Annotated in this window: 14 protein-coding genes; 9 read left to right on the top strand and 5 right to left on the bottom strand. The window is 71.3% G+C overall.

The features are described from left to right. Positions 1-2: 2 nt before the first annotated feature. Positions 3-2,972 (bottom strand): DEAD/DEAH box helicase, encoded by a 2,970-nt coding sequence (locus tag ACWEFL_RS09915; protein ID WP_451710031.1) that lies wholly within the window; start codon positions 2,970-2,972, stop codon positions 3-5. Between the two features lie 560 nt (positions 2,973-3,532). On the opposite strand from ACWEFL_RS09915, the gene ACWEFL_RS09910 reads away from it, so the two are divergent. Then, entirely contained in the window at positions 3,533-4,702 is a 1,170-nt protein-coding gene (locus ACWEFL_RS09910; RefSeq protein ID WP_451709964.1) for a fatty acid desaturase family protein, read from the top strand. Between the two features lie 91 nt (positions 4,703-4,793). Further along, entirely contained in the window at positions 4,794-4,976 is a 183-nt protein-coding gene (locus ACWEFL_RS09905; protein WP_451709963.1) for a hypothetical protein, read from the top strand. A 243-nt stretch (positions 4,977-5,219) separates the two neighbouring features. On the opposite strand, the gene ACWEFL_RS09900 is transcribed toward ACWEFL_RS09905, so the two are convergent. The 3 genes from ACWEFL_RS09900 to ACWEFL_RS09890 all read right to left on the bottom strand — a co-directional run bounded on the left by ACWEFL_RS09900 (position 5,220) and on the right by ACWEFL_RS09890 (position 7,476). Further along, positions 5,220-6,113: a hypothetical protein gene (locus tag ACWEFL_RS09900; RefSeq protein WP_451709962.1), complete on the bottom strand. Its 894-nt coding sequence runs from the start codon at positions 6,111-6,113 to the stop codon at positions 5,220-5,222. A gap of 191 nt (positions 6,114-6,304) precedes the next feature. Beyond that, positions 6,305-6,538, bottom strand: a complete 234-nt coding sequence (locus ACWEFL_RS09895; RefSeq protein WP_451710029.1) for a hypothetical protein — start codon at positions 6,536-6,538, stop codon at positions 6,305-6,307. Between the two features lie 341 nt (positions 6,539-6,879). Then, positions 6,880-7,476, bottom strand: a complete 597-nt coding sequence (locus ACWEFL_RS09890) for a class I SAM-dependent methyltransferase (protein ID WP_451709960.1) — start codon at positions 7,474-7,476, stop codon at positions 6,880-6,882. Positions 7,477-7,626: 150 nt separating this feature from the next. Here ACWEFL_RS09890 and ACWEFL_RS09885 point away from each other — a divergent pair, with 150 nt between their 5' ends. The 7 genes from ACWEFL_RS09885 to ACWEFL_RS09855 all read left to right on the top strand — a co-directional run bounded on the left by ACWEFL_RS09885 (position 7,627) and on the right by ACWEFL_RS09855 (position 14,732). Beyond that, positions 7,627-8,466 carry an MHYT domain-containing protein gene (locus ACWEFL_RS09885; protein WP_451709958.1) on the top strand — a complete coding sequence of 280 codons (840 nt, stop codon included), beginning with the start codon at positions 7,627-7,629 and terminating at the stop codon, positions 8,464-8,466. Between the two features lie 141 nt (positions 8,467-8,607). Beyond that, complete coding sequence (locus ACWEFL_RS09880; protein WP_451709956.1) at positions 8,608-11,244, top strand: nitrate- and nitrite sensing domain-containing protein; 2,637 nt, start codon at positions 8,608-8,610, stop codon at positions 11,242-11,244. Continuing rightward, a complete protein-coding gene (locus ACWEFL_RS09875; RefSeq protein ID WP_451709955.1) occupies positions 11,241-11,672 on the top strand; it encodes a roadblock/LC7 domain-containing protein in 432 nt (143 codons plus the stop codon). The genes ACWEFL_RS09880 and ACWEFL_RS09875 overlap by 4 nt, the downstream gene beginning before the upstream one ends. Positions 11,673-11,694: 22 nt before the next feature. Further along, positions 11,695-12,102, top strand: coding sequence for a DUF742 domain-containing protein (locus ACWEFL_RS09870; RefSeq protein ID WP_451709953.1), 408 nt, complete (start codon positions 11,695-11,697; stop codon positions 12,100-12,102). 253 nt (positions 12,103-12,355) lie between these two features. Continuing rightward, complete coding sequence (locus tag ACWEFL_RS09865) at positions 12,356-12,961, top strand: GTP-binding protein (protein ID WP_451709951.1); 606 nt, start codon at positions 12,356-12,358, stop codon at positions 12,959-12,961. A gap of 78 nt (positions 12,962-13,039) precedes the next feature. Beyond that, positions 13,040-13,444 (top strand): roadblock/LC7 domain-containing protein, encoded by a 405-nt coding sequence (locus ACWEFL_RS09860; protein WP_451709949.1) that lies wholly within the window; start codon positions 13,040-13,042, stop codon positions 13,442-13,444. A 136-nt stretch (positions 13,445-13,580) separates the two neighbouring features. Beyond that, the gene (locus ACWEFL_RS09855) at positions 13,581-14,732 is read left to right on the top strand and encodes a DUF6397 family protein (protein WP_451709947.1); all 1,152 of its coding nucleotides are present in this window, start codon (positions 13,581-13,583) and stop codon (positions 14,730-14,732) included. A 207-nt stretch (positions 14,733-14,939) separates the two neighbouring features. Here the strand turns inward: ACWEFL_RS09855 and ACWEFL_RS09850 are convergent, their stop codons facing one another. Further along, positions 14,940-15,230, bottom strand: a complete 291-nt coding sequence (locus ACWEFL_RS09850) for a hypothetical protein (RefSeq protein WP_451709946.1) — start codon at positions 15,228-15,230, stop codon at positions 14,940-14,942. Positions 15,231-15,573 lie beyond the last annotated feature (343 nt).

Here is a 15,573-nt window from a genome sequence, read left to right as displayed (position 1 = left end):
GTTCATCGTGCTCCGCCCCCTCGCAGCTCCACCAGATCCGCCAGCTCGGCGTCGGTCAGCTCCGTCAGCGCGGCCTCGCCCGAGCCGAGTACCGCGTCCGCCAGCTCCCTCTTGCGCGCCAGCATTCCGGCGATCCGGTCCTCGATGGTTCCCTCGGCGATCAGCCGGTGGACCTGCACCGGCTGGGTCTGGCCGATGCGGTACGCACGATCGGTGGCCTGCGCCTCGACCGCGGGGTTCCACCAGCGGTCGAAGTGCACGACGTGACCGGCACGCGTGAGATTGAGACCGGTGCCCGCGGCCTTCAGCGACAGCAGGAAGACCGGAATCCGGCCTTCCTGGAACCGGTTGACCATCGCCTCCCGCTCGGCGACCGGTGTACCGCCGTGCAGCAGTTGCGTCCGGACGCCACGCGCCGCCAGATGCCGCTCCAGCAACCGCGCCATCCGGACGTACTGGGTGAAGACCAGCACACTCGCGTCCTCGGCCAGGATCGTGTCGAGGAGTTCGTCGAGCAGCTCCAGCTTGCCCGAGCGCCCCGGGATCCTCGGCCGCTCCTCCTTGAGGTACTGCGCCGGATGGTTGCAGATCTGCTTCAGCGCGGTGAGCAGCTTCATCACCAGTCCCCGCCGCTCCATGCCGTCGGCTTCCGAGATCGCGGCCATGGTCTCCCGTACCACCGCCTCGTACAGACCGGCCTGTTCGACCGTGAGCGACACCGTCCGGTCGGTCTCGGTCTTCGGCGGCAGCTCCGGAGCGATGCCCGGATCGGACTTGCGCCGTCGTAGCAGGAAGGGCCGTACCAGCGCCGCCAGCCGCTGGGCCGCGGCCGGATCGCCGCCGTCCTCGACCGCTCGTGCGTACCGCGTACGGAACGTCCCGAGTCCGCCGAGCAGGCCGGGGGTCGTCCAGTCGAGGATCGCCCACAGCTCGGAGAGGTTGTTCTCGACGGGGGTGCCGGTCAGCGCCACCCTCGCCTTCGCGCCGATGGCGCGCAGCTGCCGAGCCGTCGCGGAGTACGGGTTCTTGACGTGCTGCGCCTCGTCGGCGACGACCATGCCCCACGCCGGCTCGCCGAGCCGCTCGGCGTCGAGCCGCATCGTTCCGTACGTGGTGAGGACGAACTCCCCGTCGGCGAGGCCCTCCAGATCCCGGGACGCGCCGTGGAACCGGCGTACGGCGGTGCCCGGCGCGAACTTCTCGATCTCCCGCTGCCAGTTGCCCATCAGCGAGGTCGGGCAGACGACGAGGGTGGGCCCGGCGGCCGATTCATCGGTCTGGCGATGCAGATGGAGCGCGATGAGCGTGATGGTCTTGCCGAGGCCCATGTCGTCGGCGAGACAGCCGCCGAGACCGAGGGAGGTCATCCGGTTCAGCCAGTTCAGTCCGCGCAGCTGATACTCGCGGAGAGTGGCCGTGAGCGCGGCGGGCGGGCCGATCTCCTGCGGCCCGCCCTCGGGGTCGGCGAGGCGGTCCCGCAGCCGCGCCACCCATCCGGACGCCTCCACGTCGACTCGGCGGCCGTCGACCTCGGCCGAGCCGGTCAGCACGGCCCCGAGGGCGTCCACCGGCGACAGCTTGCGATCCTGGCTCCGGTGGGCGCGCCGGACCTCCTCGGGGTCGATGAGCACCCACTGGTCGCGCAGGCGTACGACGGGGCGGTTCGCCTCGGCGATGCGGTCCAGCTCCTCACGAGACAGCCGCTGATCACCGAGCGCGAACGACCAGTCGAAGGCGAGCAGCGCGTCGGCGGACAGGAAGGAGGGCAGCCCGGACTCGCCTGCGGCGGCGGCCTCGTCACCGTTCCCCGGCGGTCGGATCACGGCACGCGCGGTGAGCCGCTGAGCCATCTCCCTCGGCCAGTGCACCTCGACACCGCTCGTCGCGAGGGTACGGCCGGCTTCGCCGAGCAGTTCGGCGACCTCGTCGTCGGCCAGTTCGATCGCGTCGGGCACGGCGGCGTGCAGCAGGGGAGTGAGCGGACTCCAGGCGCGCGCCGCGCGCCGCAGCGCCAGCAGCGCGTCCATCCGGGCACGTGGCCCGAAGGCCGACGCTGTCCGACCGCCGCTCGCCCAGACGTCGGCGGCGTCCGCGACGACCGAGGGATCGCCGGCACTGTGCATCTGGAGGACGGCACGGAATCCGGGTCCCGTGTCCGTGGTCTCATCCACCGGGCCGGCTCTCCTGGCCTGCGCCGGTCCACCTGACGGCGCGGTCTCCGCCGCGAGCGCCGGCTCCTTCCCGGGCATTGGCTCCCGCGCCGGCATCGGATCCACCGCCGGCATCGGATCCAGTGCTCGCGTCGGTTCGATGCGGAGGGAGAGCCGTACGCCCGCGTCGTGGCCCGCCGCGATGTCCGCCGCCCAGGCACGGGCGTTCCGCAACTGTCCGGGTTCCCGCGCCGCGAACGCCCGGCCGCCCGCCGCGATCCGAGCGGCCGGTGTACGCGGCAGCCCGTCCGCGACGGCGTCCAGGAAGGAGCGCAGCAGACGCTCCGGGCGGGGCAGCAGTACGGGGGCGTCCGGACCGGGCCCACCGGCGTCGGAGCCTGTGGTCAGGGGTACGGCGTGGGCCGCCGGAGGCATCGCGGCGGCGAGCGCGTGAATCCGCTCCAGGTCCCGCGGAGTCAGCGGTCCCACCCGCCAGGCGTCGTGTTCGGTGGGGCTCAGTCCGGGCAACAGCAGCCCACGGGCCACGAGTTGCAGGGCGAGCACGGTGGCCGCGCCCCAGAAGGCGGCGGCGGGCGAGGCGTCCGGGTGCGTCCGGGCCCTCGTCAGCACGGGCAGAGCGTCCCGTACCGGCAGCAGCCGCGCCGGTACGGGACGCGGACGGAGATCGTCCGCGACCACGGTCAGCGTTTCGACGGAACCCCACGGAGCGCCGGGCGGGGCACCGGTCCCGCCGTGGGAGGCTCCGCCGGGAGTCCAGAACGCCACACGGCCGGTCCGGGCCGGATCGCCGGGCACGAACACGGCGGAGCAGCGGGCGAGCGCGGCGGAGGACTCCTCGGACGAGAAGTCCTCCGGCGGGACCCCTTCGGGCGGAAGGCCGAACGAGGAGGAGCCCTTGTCCTCGGGGGCGGTGTTCTCGGCGGCTGCGGCGGAGCCGTCGGGCGATGAGGCGGCGAGAGGGGTTCCGGCGGCGGATGCAGGGGGTGCCGCGGAGGGTCTGTGCACAGCGATGACCGCATTCCTCAAATTTGACTACTGGCGGGGCGGAAGCCGCCGAGGATAGCGGATCCCGCGCTCTCGCGGTGCCCGTGGGCCGGTGATCCGGCTCACGTACACCTGTACGTACGAGCCGGAGGGTGTACCCAGCGACACCCCGGTCGGCGGGGTTTCCCCATGCGGGGGCCGGGTGGTGGCGCCATGGTCCGCGAAGGGGCCCCGGATCTACGTTTTCTCAGGTCAGCGCAGTCGCGCAGGTCAGCGCTCCCTCGCGGTTCCGGGCTCTCGCCGACCGCGCTTCCAGACCCCCGCAGATCCGCGGACGCCGTCCGCGTCCGCGCACGGCCCACAGACCGGAGATCCTCATGCCCCAGGCCGCAGCCGCCCCCGCGAGGGAACCCTCATCGGTCCCCGCCGCGACCGGAGAACCCGCGAGGGAACCCTCATCGGCCCCCGCCGCGACCGGAGGAGAGGAGAGAAGAGAGGAGGGAGGGGAGGAGAAGCGGAAGCCCGGCAGCGAGTTCGCGCCGCTGCTGCGCGTCGTCAAGGAGCAGGGGCTGCTGGAGCACCGCAGGGGCTGGTACGCCCGCGGCATCATCGTCAATCTGCTCGCCATCGCCGGTGTGATCACCGGCATGGCCCTCGTCGGGGGTTCCTGGTGGGTGCTCCTGCTGGCTCCGCCGCTCGCCCTGTTCTCCACCCGTACCGCCTTCTTCGGCCATGACGCCGGGCACGCCCAGATCACCGGCGACCGCCGCAAGAACCGGATCATCCAGCTGATCCACGCCAATCTGCTGCTCGGCATGAGCCAGGAGTGGTGGAACGACAAGCACAACCGCCACCATGCCCATCCCAACCACCTCGAGAAGGACCCGGACGTCGCCGCCGACATCGTCGTCTTCACACAGAAGCAGGCCGTCGGCCGCGCGGGCTTCCGACGCTGGCTCACCCGCCACCAGGCGTGGATGTTCTTCCCGCTGACCACCCTCGAAGGCATCGCGCTCAAGGTCTACGGATTCCAGGCCGTGTTCTCCGCGGAACCGAAGAACGGCCGCCGACAGTCAGGACGGGAACGCGCCGTCGAAGGCGGGCTTCTGCTGGCCCATGTCATCGCCTACGCCACGCTGCTGCTGACCACGATGACGCCGGGTCAAGCGGTGCTCTTCGCTCTCATCCACCAGATGATCCTCGGGCTCCACCTGGGCATGGCCTTCGCCCCGAACCACAAGGGCATGGAGATGCCCGACGAACAGAGCGGCGAGCGCTGGGGTCATCTGCGCCGACAGGTCCTGACCTCGCGAAACGTCCGCGGCGGCCCGGTCACCGACTGGCTCCTGGGAGGTCTGAACTACCAGATCGAACATCATCTCTTCCCGAGCATGCCGCGCCCGCACCTCCGGCTCGCCCAGCCGCTCGTGCGCGCCCACTGCCGCTCGCTCGGTGTCCCGTACACCGAGACCGGGCTCATCGAGTCCTACCGGCAGGCCCTGACCCATATGCACCGAGTCGGCGAACCACTGCGCGCCGACGCATAGTGGAACTGTTCCGACGCATAGTGGAACTGTGAAGTGTGCCCGTACGTTCCACCGGCAGGAACGGCCGAGGCCGCGCTGAGGAGGCGTCGAGATGTCGACACGAACGAAGATCATCATCGGGGGAGTGGCCGTCGGCCTGCTCCTGATGCCGCTGATCGGATTCTGGCTTTCACTGTTGGTCGTCCTCGGAGTGCCCACGGCGGCGTATCTGATGCTCGACCCCAGCCAGCGCCGCAGGCTCCGGAGGATCTCCCGCAAGGAGATCGGCCGCTGACTCCCGCTCCCGGATCGGCGATCGGCCGCGGCTCCGGGTGCATCCGTGCCGATACGGAACCGGTCCGGCCACCGCCGAGCCGTGCGGCGTGGTCCGGCGTGACGTCTCGGACTCGCCGAAGGGGCCGCGCGGCCCGTTGCGGCAGCGGCGCTCCGGTGCTCGGCGAGACGGGATCCCGCCGGTGGCGGATGGGCGGCCATGCCCCATCCGGGCCTCGTCGTCCGGCCGGGGAGGTTCAGGCCCTCAGTACGGTTTCACGGCCAGCCCGTCGAGCGCTTCGAGCAATCCCGGCAGTTCGGGCCCGCGGCCCAGCGGCAGAACTTCGCCGGGCTCCTCGTCCAGCAGGAAGAAGGCGATGTCGTCGGTCCTGGCGACCATGGACCAGCCGGGACCGTCGGCGCGGAGCGTACGCGCGCCGCCCGGCGCGAAGCCGGACCGGACGCGGCCCACCGGCGGTGGTGATTCCACATAGGAGCGCAGGCTGTCCAGCGCCCGCCGCAGCCCCGGATGCGACTCCGGATGCGACTCTGGTGGCCGAGCGCCCTCCCCGCCCCGTCTCTGCGGACCGTCCGGATCCTCCCGCCGGCCCTGTCCGGGCTCACCGGCCGGATCGTCTTCGGGCGTGTCCGGACGGGGGAAGACTGTGTCGTCGTCGATCCGCTGCCGCCACTGCGCCCAGTGGAGCGCGATCTCGTCCGCACCCAGCCGCCGCTGTGCGGGACCCCAGCTCCCGCTGTCCGGCGGTGCGAGGGGAGCCCGGCCGTCGCACTCCTCCGGTGCCGGGTCATGTGGCTCGGGCACCCCCGGAGCGGCGACGGCGAGGGCCAGTGGCCAGCCGGGGAGCACGCTCACGACCGTGCGCTCGTCGGGGGACAGGTCGTACTCCATCCCGCAGTCCCAGGACGCGATGGCGACGGCGACGAGGGACACATCGTCGATCACGACCGTCCACCGGGCGCCGGTGGAGTCCTGACCGAGGACCATCCCGTACCCCCCGGTGTACGGCGTGATGCCCAGCACCTCGCACACGGCGGGGAAGTCGTCCCCGAGCACACTCGGGAACTGTGCCGGCGTCAGGAGCATGGCGGTCAGCACGTACAGCGCGTCGTCGTCGACGGCGTCTTCCGGCCCGGTCACATCACCCTCCCCGTCCGACCCGTCCCTGCCCGATCGCTTGTCGGCGCACCATAACCAGTGGGTAACCCGGACGTCGAGAGCTCTCCCGCGGCGAAGAGGACACAATCCGGCCCCGGTCCGTTCCCACCACGGGCCCATGTCCACGGCGCGTCGCCGCTGCGTCCGCCCTGGCGTCCGGTCCGGCAGGGGCGTCAGGCCGCGGGCAGTCCTAGGAGGCTCCGGGCAACCGCCTCCGGGGATTCGTCCCGCTCCCGCGCGAGAGCGATGACCGCGCGGCACGCCAGCTCGTTTATCCCGAAGGACAGTGCTTCCGGAGACACCCAGGTGACCGCCGTGTCCATCTGTTCCTCATCGTCCTCGGCACATCCGGAGACATAGGACGCCGCGGCCTCGAAGACATTGTGCTCTCGTGAAGGGGACGGGATGACCGGTCCCTGCTCCGGGCGGCGGGCGAGGGACTCGCGGAACCTGTGCAGTCTGCTGAACACCCGGATCACCTTCCCCAGGGCGGCAGTCGCCGCCGATCGCTCATCCGTGGTATCCCCGCTCGACGCGGCCCTCAGTCCGAAACAGCGGCACGACATCGGCCGCACCACCCGGCTCAGGTGCCTGCGAGCCCGCGGACGAGCGGATTCCGCCGCTTATCGGCACATGCCCAGGAGACTCCTCGACACGCTTCTGACAGGAGAGGGTTCCTCCCGAGTCCCGAGTCCCGAGTCCCGAGTGTGCCGAGGCGGCGGTGCCGGGGCTTGGGAGCCGGGGCCGCTCAGCTCCGACGTACCGCCAGCGCGAGAAATCGGTCCCCGTCCTCGTACGAGGAGATCCGCCAGCCCGAACCCTCGAGCAGACGTCGCAGGTTCGGCTCGGCCCGCAGATCGTCGTCCGTGAGCCGTCGTCCCTGCCGCGCGGCGAGCGCCGCACGGCCGAGCGGGTGGAACAACGCGAGGGTCCCGCCCGCGCGCACCACCCGCGCAAGCTCCCGCAGATTCGCCTGCGGCCGGGGCAGATGGCCGATCAGCCCCGCGGCGAACACAGCGTCGAGAGATCCGGCGCGCAACGGCAACCGGGTGACATCGGCCAGCAGAAGCCGCGCCCCGCCGTCCCGCCCCGCGCGCACAGCCTCGGTCAGCATGGCAGGCGTGAGGTCCACACCGAGTACGGTGCCCCGCACCCCCACCGCCGACCTCAACGGCGACAGCGCGCGCCCCGTTCCGCAGCCCGCGTCGAGTACGGTGTCTCCTCCCCTCAGCCCGAGGCGGGCCACCGCGGCCGCGTAGGCCGGGCCGTCGTCCGGGAAACGGGCGTCCCAGCCGGCGGCTCGGACGCTGAAGAAATCCTGTACGCGTGTGTGGTCGTCGGACATACGACCATGATCCCTTAGTGCCGTACACGACCGCGCGGTGCCCACGTTCGGCCCCTGGGCGATCGCGGAGGAACGTATCTCTGTCATATTCCATCACCTTTCGAAAGTACTTCCGGTATGCGCCCCTACCAGGGATAACGTCCCTGAGCCATGGGACACTTGGACCACGCATCTTTCGGCTTGCTGACTCCCGTGCTGTCATACGTGATGGCTGTGATCGGCGCCGCCCTGGGACTGCGCTGCACCGTGCGCGCGCTCGCCGCCACGGGCTCATCGCGCCGCAACTGGCTGCTCACCGCCGCCTCCGCGATCGGCACCGGCATCTGGACGATGCACTTCGTCGCCATGCTCGGGTTCGCCGTCCGAGGCACCGACATCCGCTACAACGTCCCCCTCACGATCCTCAGTCTTGTGGTCGCCATGCTGGTCGTCGGGATCGGAGTGTTCTGCGTCGGGTACGGGAGCAACCGCCCCGGCGCACTGCTGGTCGGAGGTCTCACCACGGGCCTCGGCGTGGCCAGCATGCACTACCTCGGGATGGCCGCTCTGAGGCTGCACGGCACCGTCGACTACGACCCGCTGCTCGTCGCGCTCTCCGTCGTCATCGCCGTGGTGGCGGCCACCGTCGCGCTCTGGGCCGCCATCAACATCAAGTCGCCGGTCGCGGTCGCCGTCGCCTCGCTCGTCATGGGCGCGGCGGTCAGCAGCATGCACTACACCGGCATGCTCGCCGTCAGCGTGCGGATCGCGCGGACGGCGGACACGGCACTGTCCGGCGCGACCGCCATGCAGTTCATCTTCCCCCTCGCCGTCGGTCTCGGTTCCTACCTGTTCGTCACCGCGGCGTTCGTCGCGCTCTCCCCGACGGCGCAGGAGCGTGCGGTCTACGCATCGGTCGAGTCCGAGTCCGAGTCCGAGACCAATCCCACCCCCGCGGACAGACCCGCACCCACGACGGCGGCCACGACAGCGGCCACCTCCAGGACCTGATCACCGCCCAGGCCGTGGCCCCGGCGCACCGCCGGACCACCACGCCTCCCGCGAGCCCCGCCCACCCGGCCCGAGCCGGGGAGTCCGTCCCACCCGCCGAACCCCGTCGTCACCCCCGCCCGCATCCGGAACGAGGAGGCCATGCGCACACCCCGCAGCGACCAGGGCGCTGCCCCTGCGTCGCCGTCCCTGCCCGTCACACCGCCGAACCCGCCCCGTGGGCGGCGCGCACACGCCGGGCGGCCCGCCGTCGAACACACCGGCCAGGAGACACAGGAGATACAGGAGCCACACGGAGCACAGGCGGCATGGGACGGCGGCGCGCGGCAGGGCGATGTGTCAGGACCGTCGGCCGCACCGGGCCCGCGTCGTCTGCCGCGTGCAGCAACCGTACGCGCCAAGGTCATCTCCCTTCTGATGGTGCCCGTGGTCTCGCTGCTGGCCCTCTGGGGATTCGCCACCGTCTCCACCGCTCAGGACGTGTCGAGGCTGCGCCAGCTCCAGAGCCTCGAAACCCAGGTGCGCGGACCCGTGGCCACCGTCGTAGCCGCGCTCCAGGCCGAACGGCGGTCAGCGGTCCGCCAGGTGGCGGCACCCTCGCAGGAGCGTGCCGCCGCGCTCCGGCAGGACGGCCGGCGCACCGATGAAGCCATCCGTGCCCTCCGACTCGACGAGACCACGACCGTCGCCGCCGCCGACGGCATCCCGGACGATGTGGCCGCACGGGTCGAACGACTCGTCACCCGAGCGGAGAAGCTGCGCACCCTGCGCACCGCCGTCCTCAGCCGCGGGGCCACCTGGGACGCCGCCTATGAGCAGTACACCGCCGTCGTCACCGACGCCTTCGACGTCTCGGGCGCAGTCGCCGGAGCCAATGACTCCGGTCCCGCGTCCGGCGCCCGCGTCCTCCTGGAATTCGCCCGAGCCGGTGAGATGCTCGCCAGGGAGGACGCACTCCTCGGCTCGGCACAACTCGGCGACTCGATGACCGCACAACGGCTACGGCAGTTCACCGGAGCCGTGGCAACCCGTAGGACTCTCACCGTAGCCGCCGCAACCGACCTCCGGGGCCCCGAGCGCCGTGCCTGGCGAGAGTTCGCCAACCAGAGCGAATACCGGCGGCTCCAGACCGCCGAGGACAAGGTGCTCGCCTCCTCCACGGGCCGCCGGGCGGCGAAAGCCGTCGCGGCCCCCGACTGGGACACCGCGCAGACCGCCGTCACCGAACGGATGCGGGCCATCCAGACCGACGCCCACCGCCGAGCGGCCCACAGCACCGACCCCGTCGAGGACGGACTGCTCACCCCGGCCGGAGCTGTTGTCGTCCTCGGGCTCGCGGCGGTCGTGGCCTCCCTGATCATCTCCGTCCGCATCGGCCGCGGCCTCGTCGTCGAGCTGACCCAACTGCGCAACAGAGCCCTCGGGATCGCCCGCCGACGGCTGCCCCAGGCCATGCGCAGACTGCGCACCGGCCAGGAGATCGACATTCAGGCCGAAGCGCCGCTGGGCCGCCCCGCCGACGACGAGATCGGCCAGGTCGGCGAGGCGCTCGACACCGTCCACCGGGCCGCCCTGCGTGCGGCCGTCGAGCGCGCGGAGCTCGCGGGCAGCATCTCCGGCGTCTTCGTCAACCTCGCGCGCCGCAGCCAGGTCCTGGTGCACCGTCAGCTCACCCTGCTCGACGCCATGGAACGCCGAGCCGAAGACCCGAACGAACTCGGCGACCTCTTCCGGCTCGACCACCTCACCACCCGTATGCGCCGCCACGCCGAAAGCCTGATCATCCTCTCCGGCGCCGCCCCCGGCCGCGCCTGGCGCATGCCCGTACCCCTGACCAGCGTCGTACGGGCCGGGGTCTCCGAGATCGAGGACTACGCGCGCGTGGAGGCACGGCAGCTGCCCGAGACCGCGATCGTCGGCGCGGCGGTCGCCGACGTCACCCATCTGCTGGCCGAACTCGTCGAGAACGCCGCACAGTTCTCGCCGCCGCACACCAAGGTGCGCGTCAGCGGCGAACCCGTGGGCAACGGCTACGCCCTGGAGATCGAGGACCGCGGTCTCGGAATGGGCGAGAAGCTGCTCGCCGACGCCAACCGCAGGCTCGGCGAGTCCGAGGCGCCCGACTTCTTCGACAGCGAGCGGCTCGGCCTCTTCGTCGTCAGCAGGCTGGCGGTACGCCGCGGGATCAAGGTCCATCTGCGGCCGTCCCCGTACGGCGGCACCACCGCCGTGGTGCTGCTGCCGACGTCGCTGCTGCAGAGCGCCGTCCCGGACCCCCGAAGCTCGCACGCGGCATCCGGCCCGAGCACCGAGCGGCCCGGACGGCCGGCGGCACGACCCGTACCGCCGACGCACGGTCACTCCGTTCCCGCGCCCGCCCCCCGCCCGGCGATCACGCCCCGGCCGACTGGCCGACCGCCCGCCGCCGTCAGGGCACCGAGACTGCGCAGCGCCCCGCCGCCGCCCGACGACGACAGCGGACTCCCACGCCGCGTCAGACAGGCGAACCTCGCGCCGCAACTACGCGAAGGACGCACCGCCGAGAGCGCCCAGGGCACCCAGAACGGCCGGAGCACCCAGGCCGGGCCCGACGACAACCCGGAACGCACCCCTGAACACGTTCGGGACCGTATGACGGCCTACCGCAACGGCTGGGCGCGAGGCGGCGGAGCGTCGCCCGGCGCGCCCGCCCAGGGCGGTGGCCGGTACGGAACCTTTCCCTCGGGCCCGCCCGCACCCGGCGCGCCCGCCCACGGCACCGAAGGAGACAGCGCATGATCGAGCACCACACGGCGCGGACACCCGCGACAGGCCACTTCTCAGGCGAACTGGACTGGCTGCTGGACGACCTCGTCCGCCACAGCGGCGAGGTCCGCCACGCGGTGGTGCTGTCCAACGACGGACTGCCGGTGGGGGCTTCGCAGGACCTGTCCCGTGAGGACGCGGAGCACCTCGCCGCCGTCGCGTCCGGATTCCACAGCCTCGCCAAAGGGGCGGGACGCCACTTCGGCGCCGGGGGAGTGCGCCAGACGATGGTGGAGATGGACGACGGCTTCCTCTTCGTCGCCGCCGCGGGAGAGGGATCCTGCCTCGCCGTGCTCACCTCTGTCGTCGCCGACATCGGGCTGATCGCCTATGCGATGGCCCGACTCGTCACCCGAGTAGGCGAACATCTGCGCACCCCGCCGCGCGTCACCGCGACCTGAGAGATCACCGAGGCGACAGACCATGACCGAGTCGACTGACACGGACACCCCCGGCAGCCAGTGGTACGACGCCGAGGCCGGCCCGCTCGTCCGTCCCTACGCCATGACCGGAGGACGGACCACTTCGGGGCCCGCGCACGTACGGTTCGACTTCATCGCGCTGATCGACATCGCGGCCGACGGGCCGGGACCGGCCGAGGAAGCCCTGCTCGGACCCGAGCACCGGGCTCTGCTCGACCTCTGCCGCCACGAGACCCAGTCGGTCGCGGAACTGGCCGCGGACGCCGATCTGCCGGTGGGCGTCGTCCGCGTACTCCTCGGGGACCTCCTGGAGGCAGGCCATGTCGCGGTCAGCCGTCCTGTCCCGCCCGCCCAGCTTCCCGACGAGCGCATTCTCAGGGAGGTGATCGCGGGTCTGCGCGCCCTGTAGCGGCCTCGGACCGTCCTCCCTGTGCCGGGCCGTCCTCCGTGTGCCGGGGCATCGGTGTCCGGAGCCGCCGCTTCAGCCCTACGGCCCGATCCTGTCCCCGGACCGCTCCGCGCACCGGCGGCCTCTCGCCAGGGTCGGAGCGACGGGCACCCGAGGGGTGAAAGCAGAGTGGGCGTCTCTCACGGCCCTGGAACCGGCAGTGCCGCACGCAGTTCTCACAAACGACCCGGCCCGATTCAGAGAGAAGTGACAGATGAGCTCGGAAAACCCTCCCGCCGAAGACGGGGAAACCACCGCCCTCGCCTTGAAAATCCTGGTTGCGGGCGGTTTCGGGGTGGGAAAGACGACCCTTGTCGGGGCGGTCAGCGAAATACGGCCACTGAGGACGGAGGAACAGCTCAGTCAGGCCGGCAGTGCCGTGGACGACACCGGCGGTCTCGATCACAAGACGACGACGACCGTCGCCATGGATTTCGGTCGTATCACCATTCGCTCCGGCCTGTCCCTGTACCTTTTCGGCACCCCCGGACAGGACCGCTTCTGGTTTCTGTGGGACGACCTGTCCCAGGGGGCTCTCGGCGCGGTCGTCCTCGCCGACACGAGGCGTCTGGTGGACTGCTTTCCCGCGGTCGACTACTTCGAGCACCGCGGGATCCCTTTCGTTGTTGCGGTCAACTGTTTCGCCGGAGCGCGCGGATATGGAGCGCAAGAGGTTTCCCGCGCGCTCGATCTGGACCGCGGAACACCCGTTGTGCTCTGTGACGCCCGCGATCGCGACTCGGGGAAGGAGGTCCTGATCCGCCTTGTTGAATATGCCGGTCGTATGTACACGGCAAGACTGCTTGATTCCGTGGGCTAGGAACACCTTGCCCTGTGCTCTGTGGTACGAAAGGCTTACGCGCATCACGGGGAACGCGTGCACGGGGAGGGATCAAACATGCCGCTGGACAAAGGACTTGACTGGCTGCTCGACGATCTGACGAAGAGGATCGAGCACATCAGGCACGCGCTGGTGCTGTCCAACGACGGTCTGGTGACGGGGGCGAGCGCGGGACTGGTCCGTGAGGACGCCGAACACCTCGCCGCGGTCTCCTCCGGCCTGCACTCCCTGGCACGCGGCTCCGGACGGCACTTCCGCGCCGGCAGGGCGCGCCAGACCATGGTCGAGTTCGACGAGGCGTTGCTGTTCGTCACCGCGGCGGGGGACGGCAGTTGCCTCTGTGTGCTCAGCGAGGCCGAGGCCGACGTCGGCCAGATCGCCTATGAGATGACGCTGATGGTCAACCGTGTGGGCGAGCATCTGAACGTCGAGGCCAGGCAACCCGGCGGAAACACCATCTGACCTGCGAGTATCCCATCCGGTCGGCCTCGCGCCGGGACCGGCCGCCGGAGTTATCCACAGGCCGGACGGGATAGTGCCGCGCCGGGCTATGGTCGTCACCGAGAGTATTCGTGATCTCACGGGGAGGCCGATCGCCATGGCAGCACAAGGAACAAGGAAGACAGAGACCGCACCGTCGCGGGACATCTCAGGACCGTCCACCGGACGGCCTCTCACGCGCGGCGGCGCCGCCCGCGCGCTGGAGCTGAAGCGGGGTGAATTCGATCTCGCGGTCCAACTGGGACAGGTTCGCGCCGCATGCGGCGCGAACGGCGTCCCGCTGAGTGTGGCCAAGGAGGAGATCGACCGGCTGCGCGCTGCCGATGGCTTTCCCGACGTCCTGCGGAATCGTGTGCGGACCGTGGGCACAGCGGAAGGCGCGGCGCTCGTGTCGATCACCCCGGCGCGCTTCACCCGCCTCGCCCGCACGGGCCACTTCACTCCGGTCCGTTTCTACCTCAACCGCTACCGCGCGGTCGTCTGGCTCTATCTCGCGGAAGAACTGCGGGACTTCACGGTGATCCACCCCGAACTGCTCAGGGGGCGAATTCCGCCGGCGCTGCGGACGATGCTGGACGCAGGAGCGGACCGGCGTCCACGGAACTGGCGGACCAGACGGCTCGGGCTCCAGCTGCGGACCACAGAGGATCCCTGGGGACGCGCGGCTGCCATCGCCTCCCTCCTCGACCCGGGGACCGTGGCCGATGTCGTGCCCGATCCTTGCGAACGCTCGCATCTACAGGCCCTGCGCCCCGAGTTCGTCACCGCGCGGCCCGTGTCGCCGACCGCCCGTGAGGTGGTCGGGCGGCTGCTGCTCGCCGACGATCCCGACGAGATCATGTGGCACCGGATCAGCCTGGCACACGAGTTGCTGGAGGCGAGGGAGGAGTGCCCCGCCCCGCGGCCCGCCGAGAACGGTGTCGTCGACCGCGCCCACAGGCCCGGCACGACTGCGGGACCGGCCGCACTCCGTCCGGGGCGACCCGCTCCATGCGAGCCCTGGACAGCAGCACGCGCGGTCGCCGGGACCCCGCTTGCGACGCTCCCCGCGGCTCATCCGCCCATGGTTCCGACCAAGGACACGGCGTCGGTCCCCCCACCTCGCCACAGACCTCGCTCCGGTACCGCCCCGGCGGCCGATTCGCGGACGGTTCCCCGTGGCGGCCGAACCGTTCCGGACCGACGCGCAGCAGGCGGGCGCGGACTGCTCGCCCTGCTGCGCTTCAAGAAAGCGAGGCCGCCGATCTGAGAGGTCTGCGCGCATCCCTGCGGCACCCACCGGGGCATGCCCGCAGGCACACCCGACCGAGCGCTGCCTGTCACCGCCCTGCCCGTCGCCACCGAGGGGGTGCCCGCGCCCATGGTGAGGACGGCCCTCCGCCTGCGGCGCACCGCGCCCACCCCGCCCGGCCCGTGCGGCCCGCGGCCGATCCGCCGGACAGAACAGGGGCGGTCTTCAGGAAGTCGCGTGCGGTACGGCCGGGACGGTGGCGCCGCCGCCCGTCTCCACAGCCTGCACCACGGCCTGGTGCAGACTCCGGCTGTCGTCCTCCGAATCGCAGGGCGTGGGACTGCCCGACATGGTGAACCAGTCGGACGCGCCGCTGTACTGCACGGCGACGCGCGCCTCACCACCGGCCCAGGTGGTGTGCACAGTGAGATCCCCGGTCAACACCCCGACCTCGTCGGTGAGCACTCCTCCGCGCCCGGAGTACACACCAGTGGTCGTCCACGATGCCCAGCTCATCCACCCAGGCTCGCACCACTAGGCCGTTTGCGCGACCGATGTGGCAGGCCGATCACGGAGAAGCACCGTTCGGTCACCCGCGCCGAGCGCCGTCGGCGGCGGGGGAGCGGCTCCGGCCACCGCCTCGCGGCACCCGCGGCAGGACCGGAGCGGCCCGCGCGGGAACGGAGCCGGGCCGGAGGCCGTGAAGCTGTGCTGTCGGCCCGCTTAAGAAATCCTCGATGGACTCCCGGGGCCACGCTCGACAGATTGGTAGGGATCCGTTCTCCGCCGCCGCCACGGTTTGCGGTGACGGCCGTACCTGCGCAGCCTGGCCGTATTCGTCCCTGGCCGTCCGAACCCA

The organism is Streptomyces sp. NPDC004838, from assembly GCF_053600955.1.
Note: the sequence above shows the minus strand (reverse complement) of the source record. Positions and strands in the feature narration are given on the sequence as shown.

What these genes read in the sequence shown, in the direction of transcription:
- ACWEFL_RS09870 (WP_451709953.1), top strand. Translation starts at nt 11,695, where the DNA reads ATGACCGAGTCGACTGACACGGACACCCCCGGCAGCCAGTGGTACGAC.
- ACWEFL_RS09890 (WP_451709960.1), bottom strand. Translation starts at nt 7,476, where the DNA reads ATGTCCGACGACCACACACGCGTACAGGATTTCTTCAGCGTCCGAGCC.
- ACWEFL_RS09855 (WP_451709947.1), top strand. Translation starts at nt 13,581, where the DNA reads ATGGCAGCACAAGGAACAAGGAAGACAGAGACCGCACCGTCGCGGGAC.
- ACWEFL_RS09880 (WP_451709956.1), top strand. Translation starts at nt 8,608, where the DNA reads ATGCGCACACCCCGCAGCGACCAGGGCGCTGCCCCTGCGTCGCCGTCC.
- ACWEFL_RS09860 (WP_451709949.1), top strand. Translation starts at nt 13,040, where the DNA reads ATGCCGCTGGACAAAGGACTTGACTGGCTGCTCGACGATCTGACGAAG.
- ACWEFL_RS09850 (WP_451709946.1), bottom strand. Translation starts at nt 15,230, where the DNA reads ATGAGCTGGGCATCGTGGACGACCACTGGTGTGTACTCCGGGCGCGGA.
- ACWEFL_RS09885 (WP_451709958.1), top strand. Translation starts at nt 7,627, where the DNA reads ATGGGACACTTGGACCACGCATCTTTCGGCTTGCTGACTCCCGTGCTG.
- ACWEFL_RS09910 (WP_451709964.1), top strand. Translation starts at nt 3,533, where the DNA reads ATGCCCCAGGCCGCAGCCGCCCCCGCGAGGGAACCCTCATCGGTCCCC.
- ACWEFL_RS09865 (WP_451709951.1), top strand. Translation starts at nt 12,356, where the DNA reads ATGAGCTCGGAAAACCCTCCCGCCGAAGACGGGGAAACCACCGCCCTC.
- ACWEFL_RS09875 (WP_451709955.1), top strand. Translation starts at nt 11,241, where the DNA reads ATGATCGAGCACCACACGGCGCGGACACCCGCGACAGGCCACTTCTCA.
- ACWEFL_RS09905 (WP_451709963.1), top strand. Translation starts at nt 4,794, where the DNA reads ATGTCGACACGAACGAAGATCATCATCGGGGGAGTGGCCGTCGGCCTG.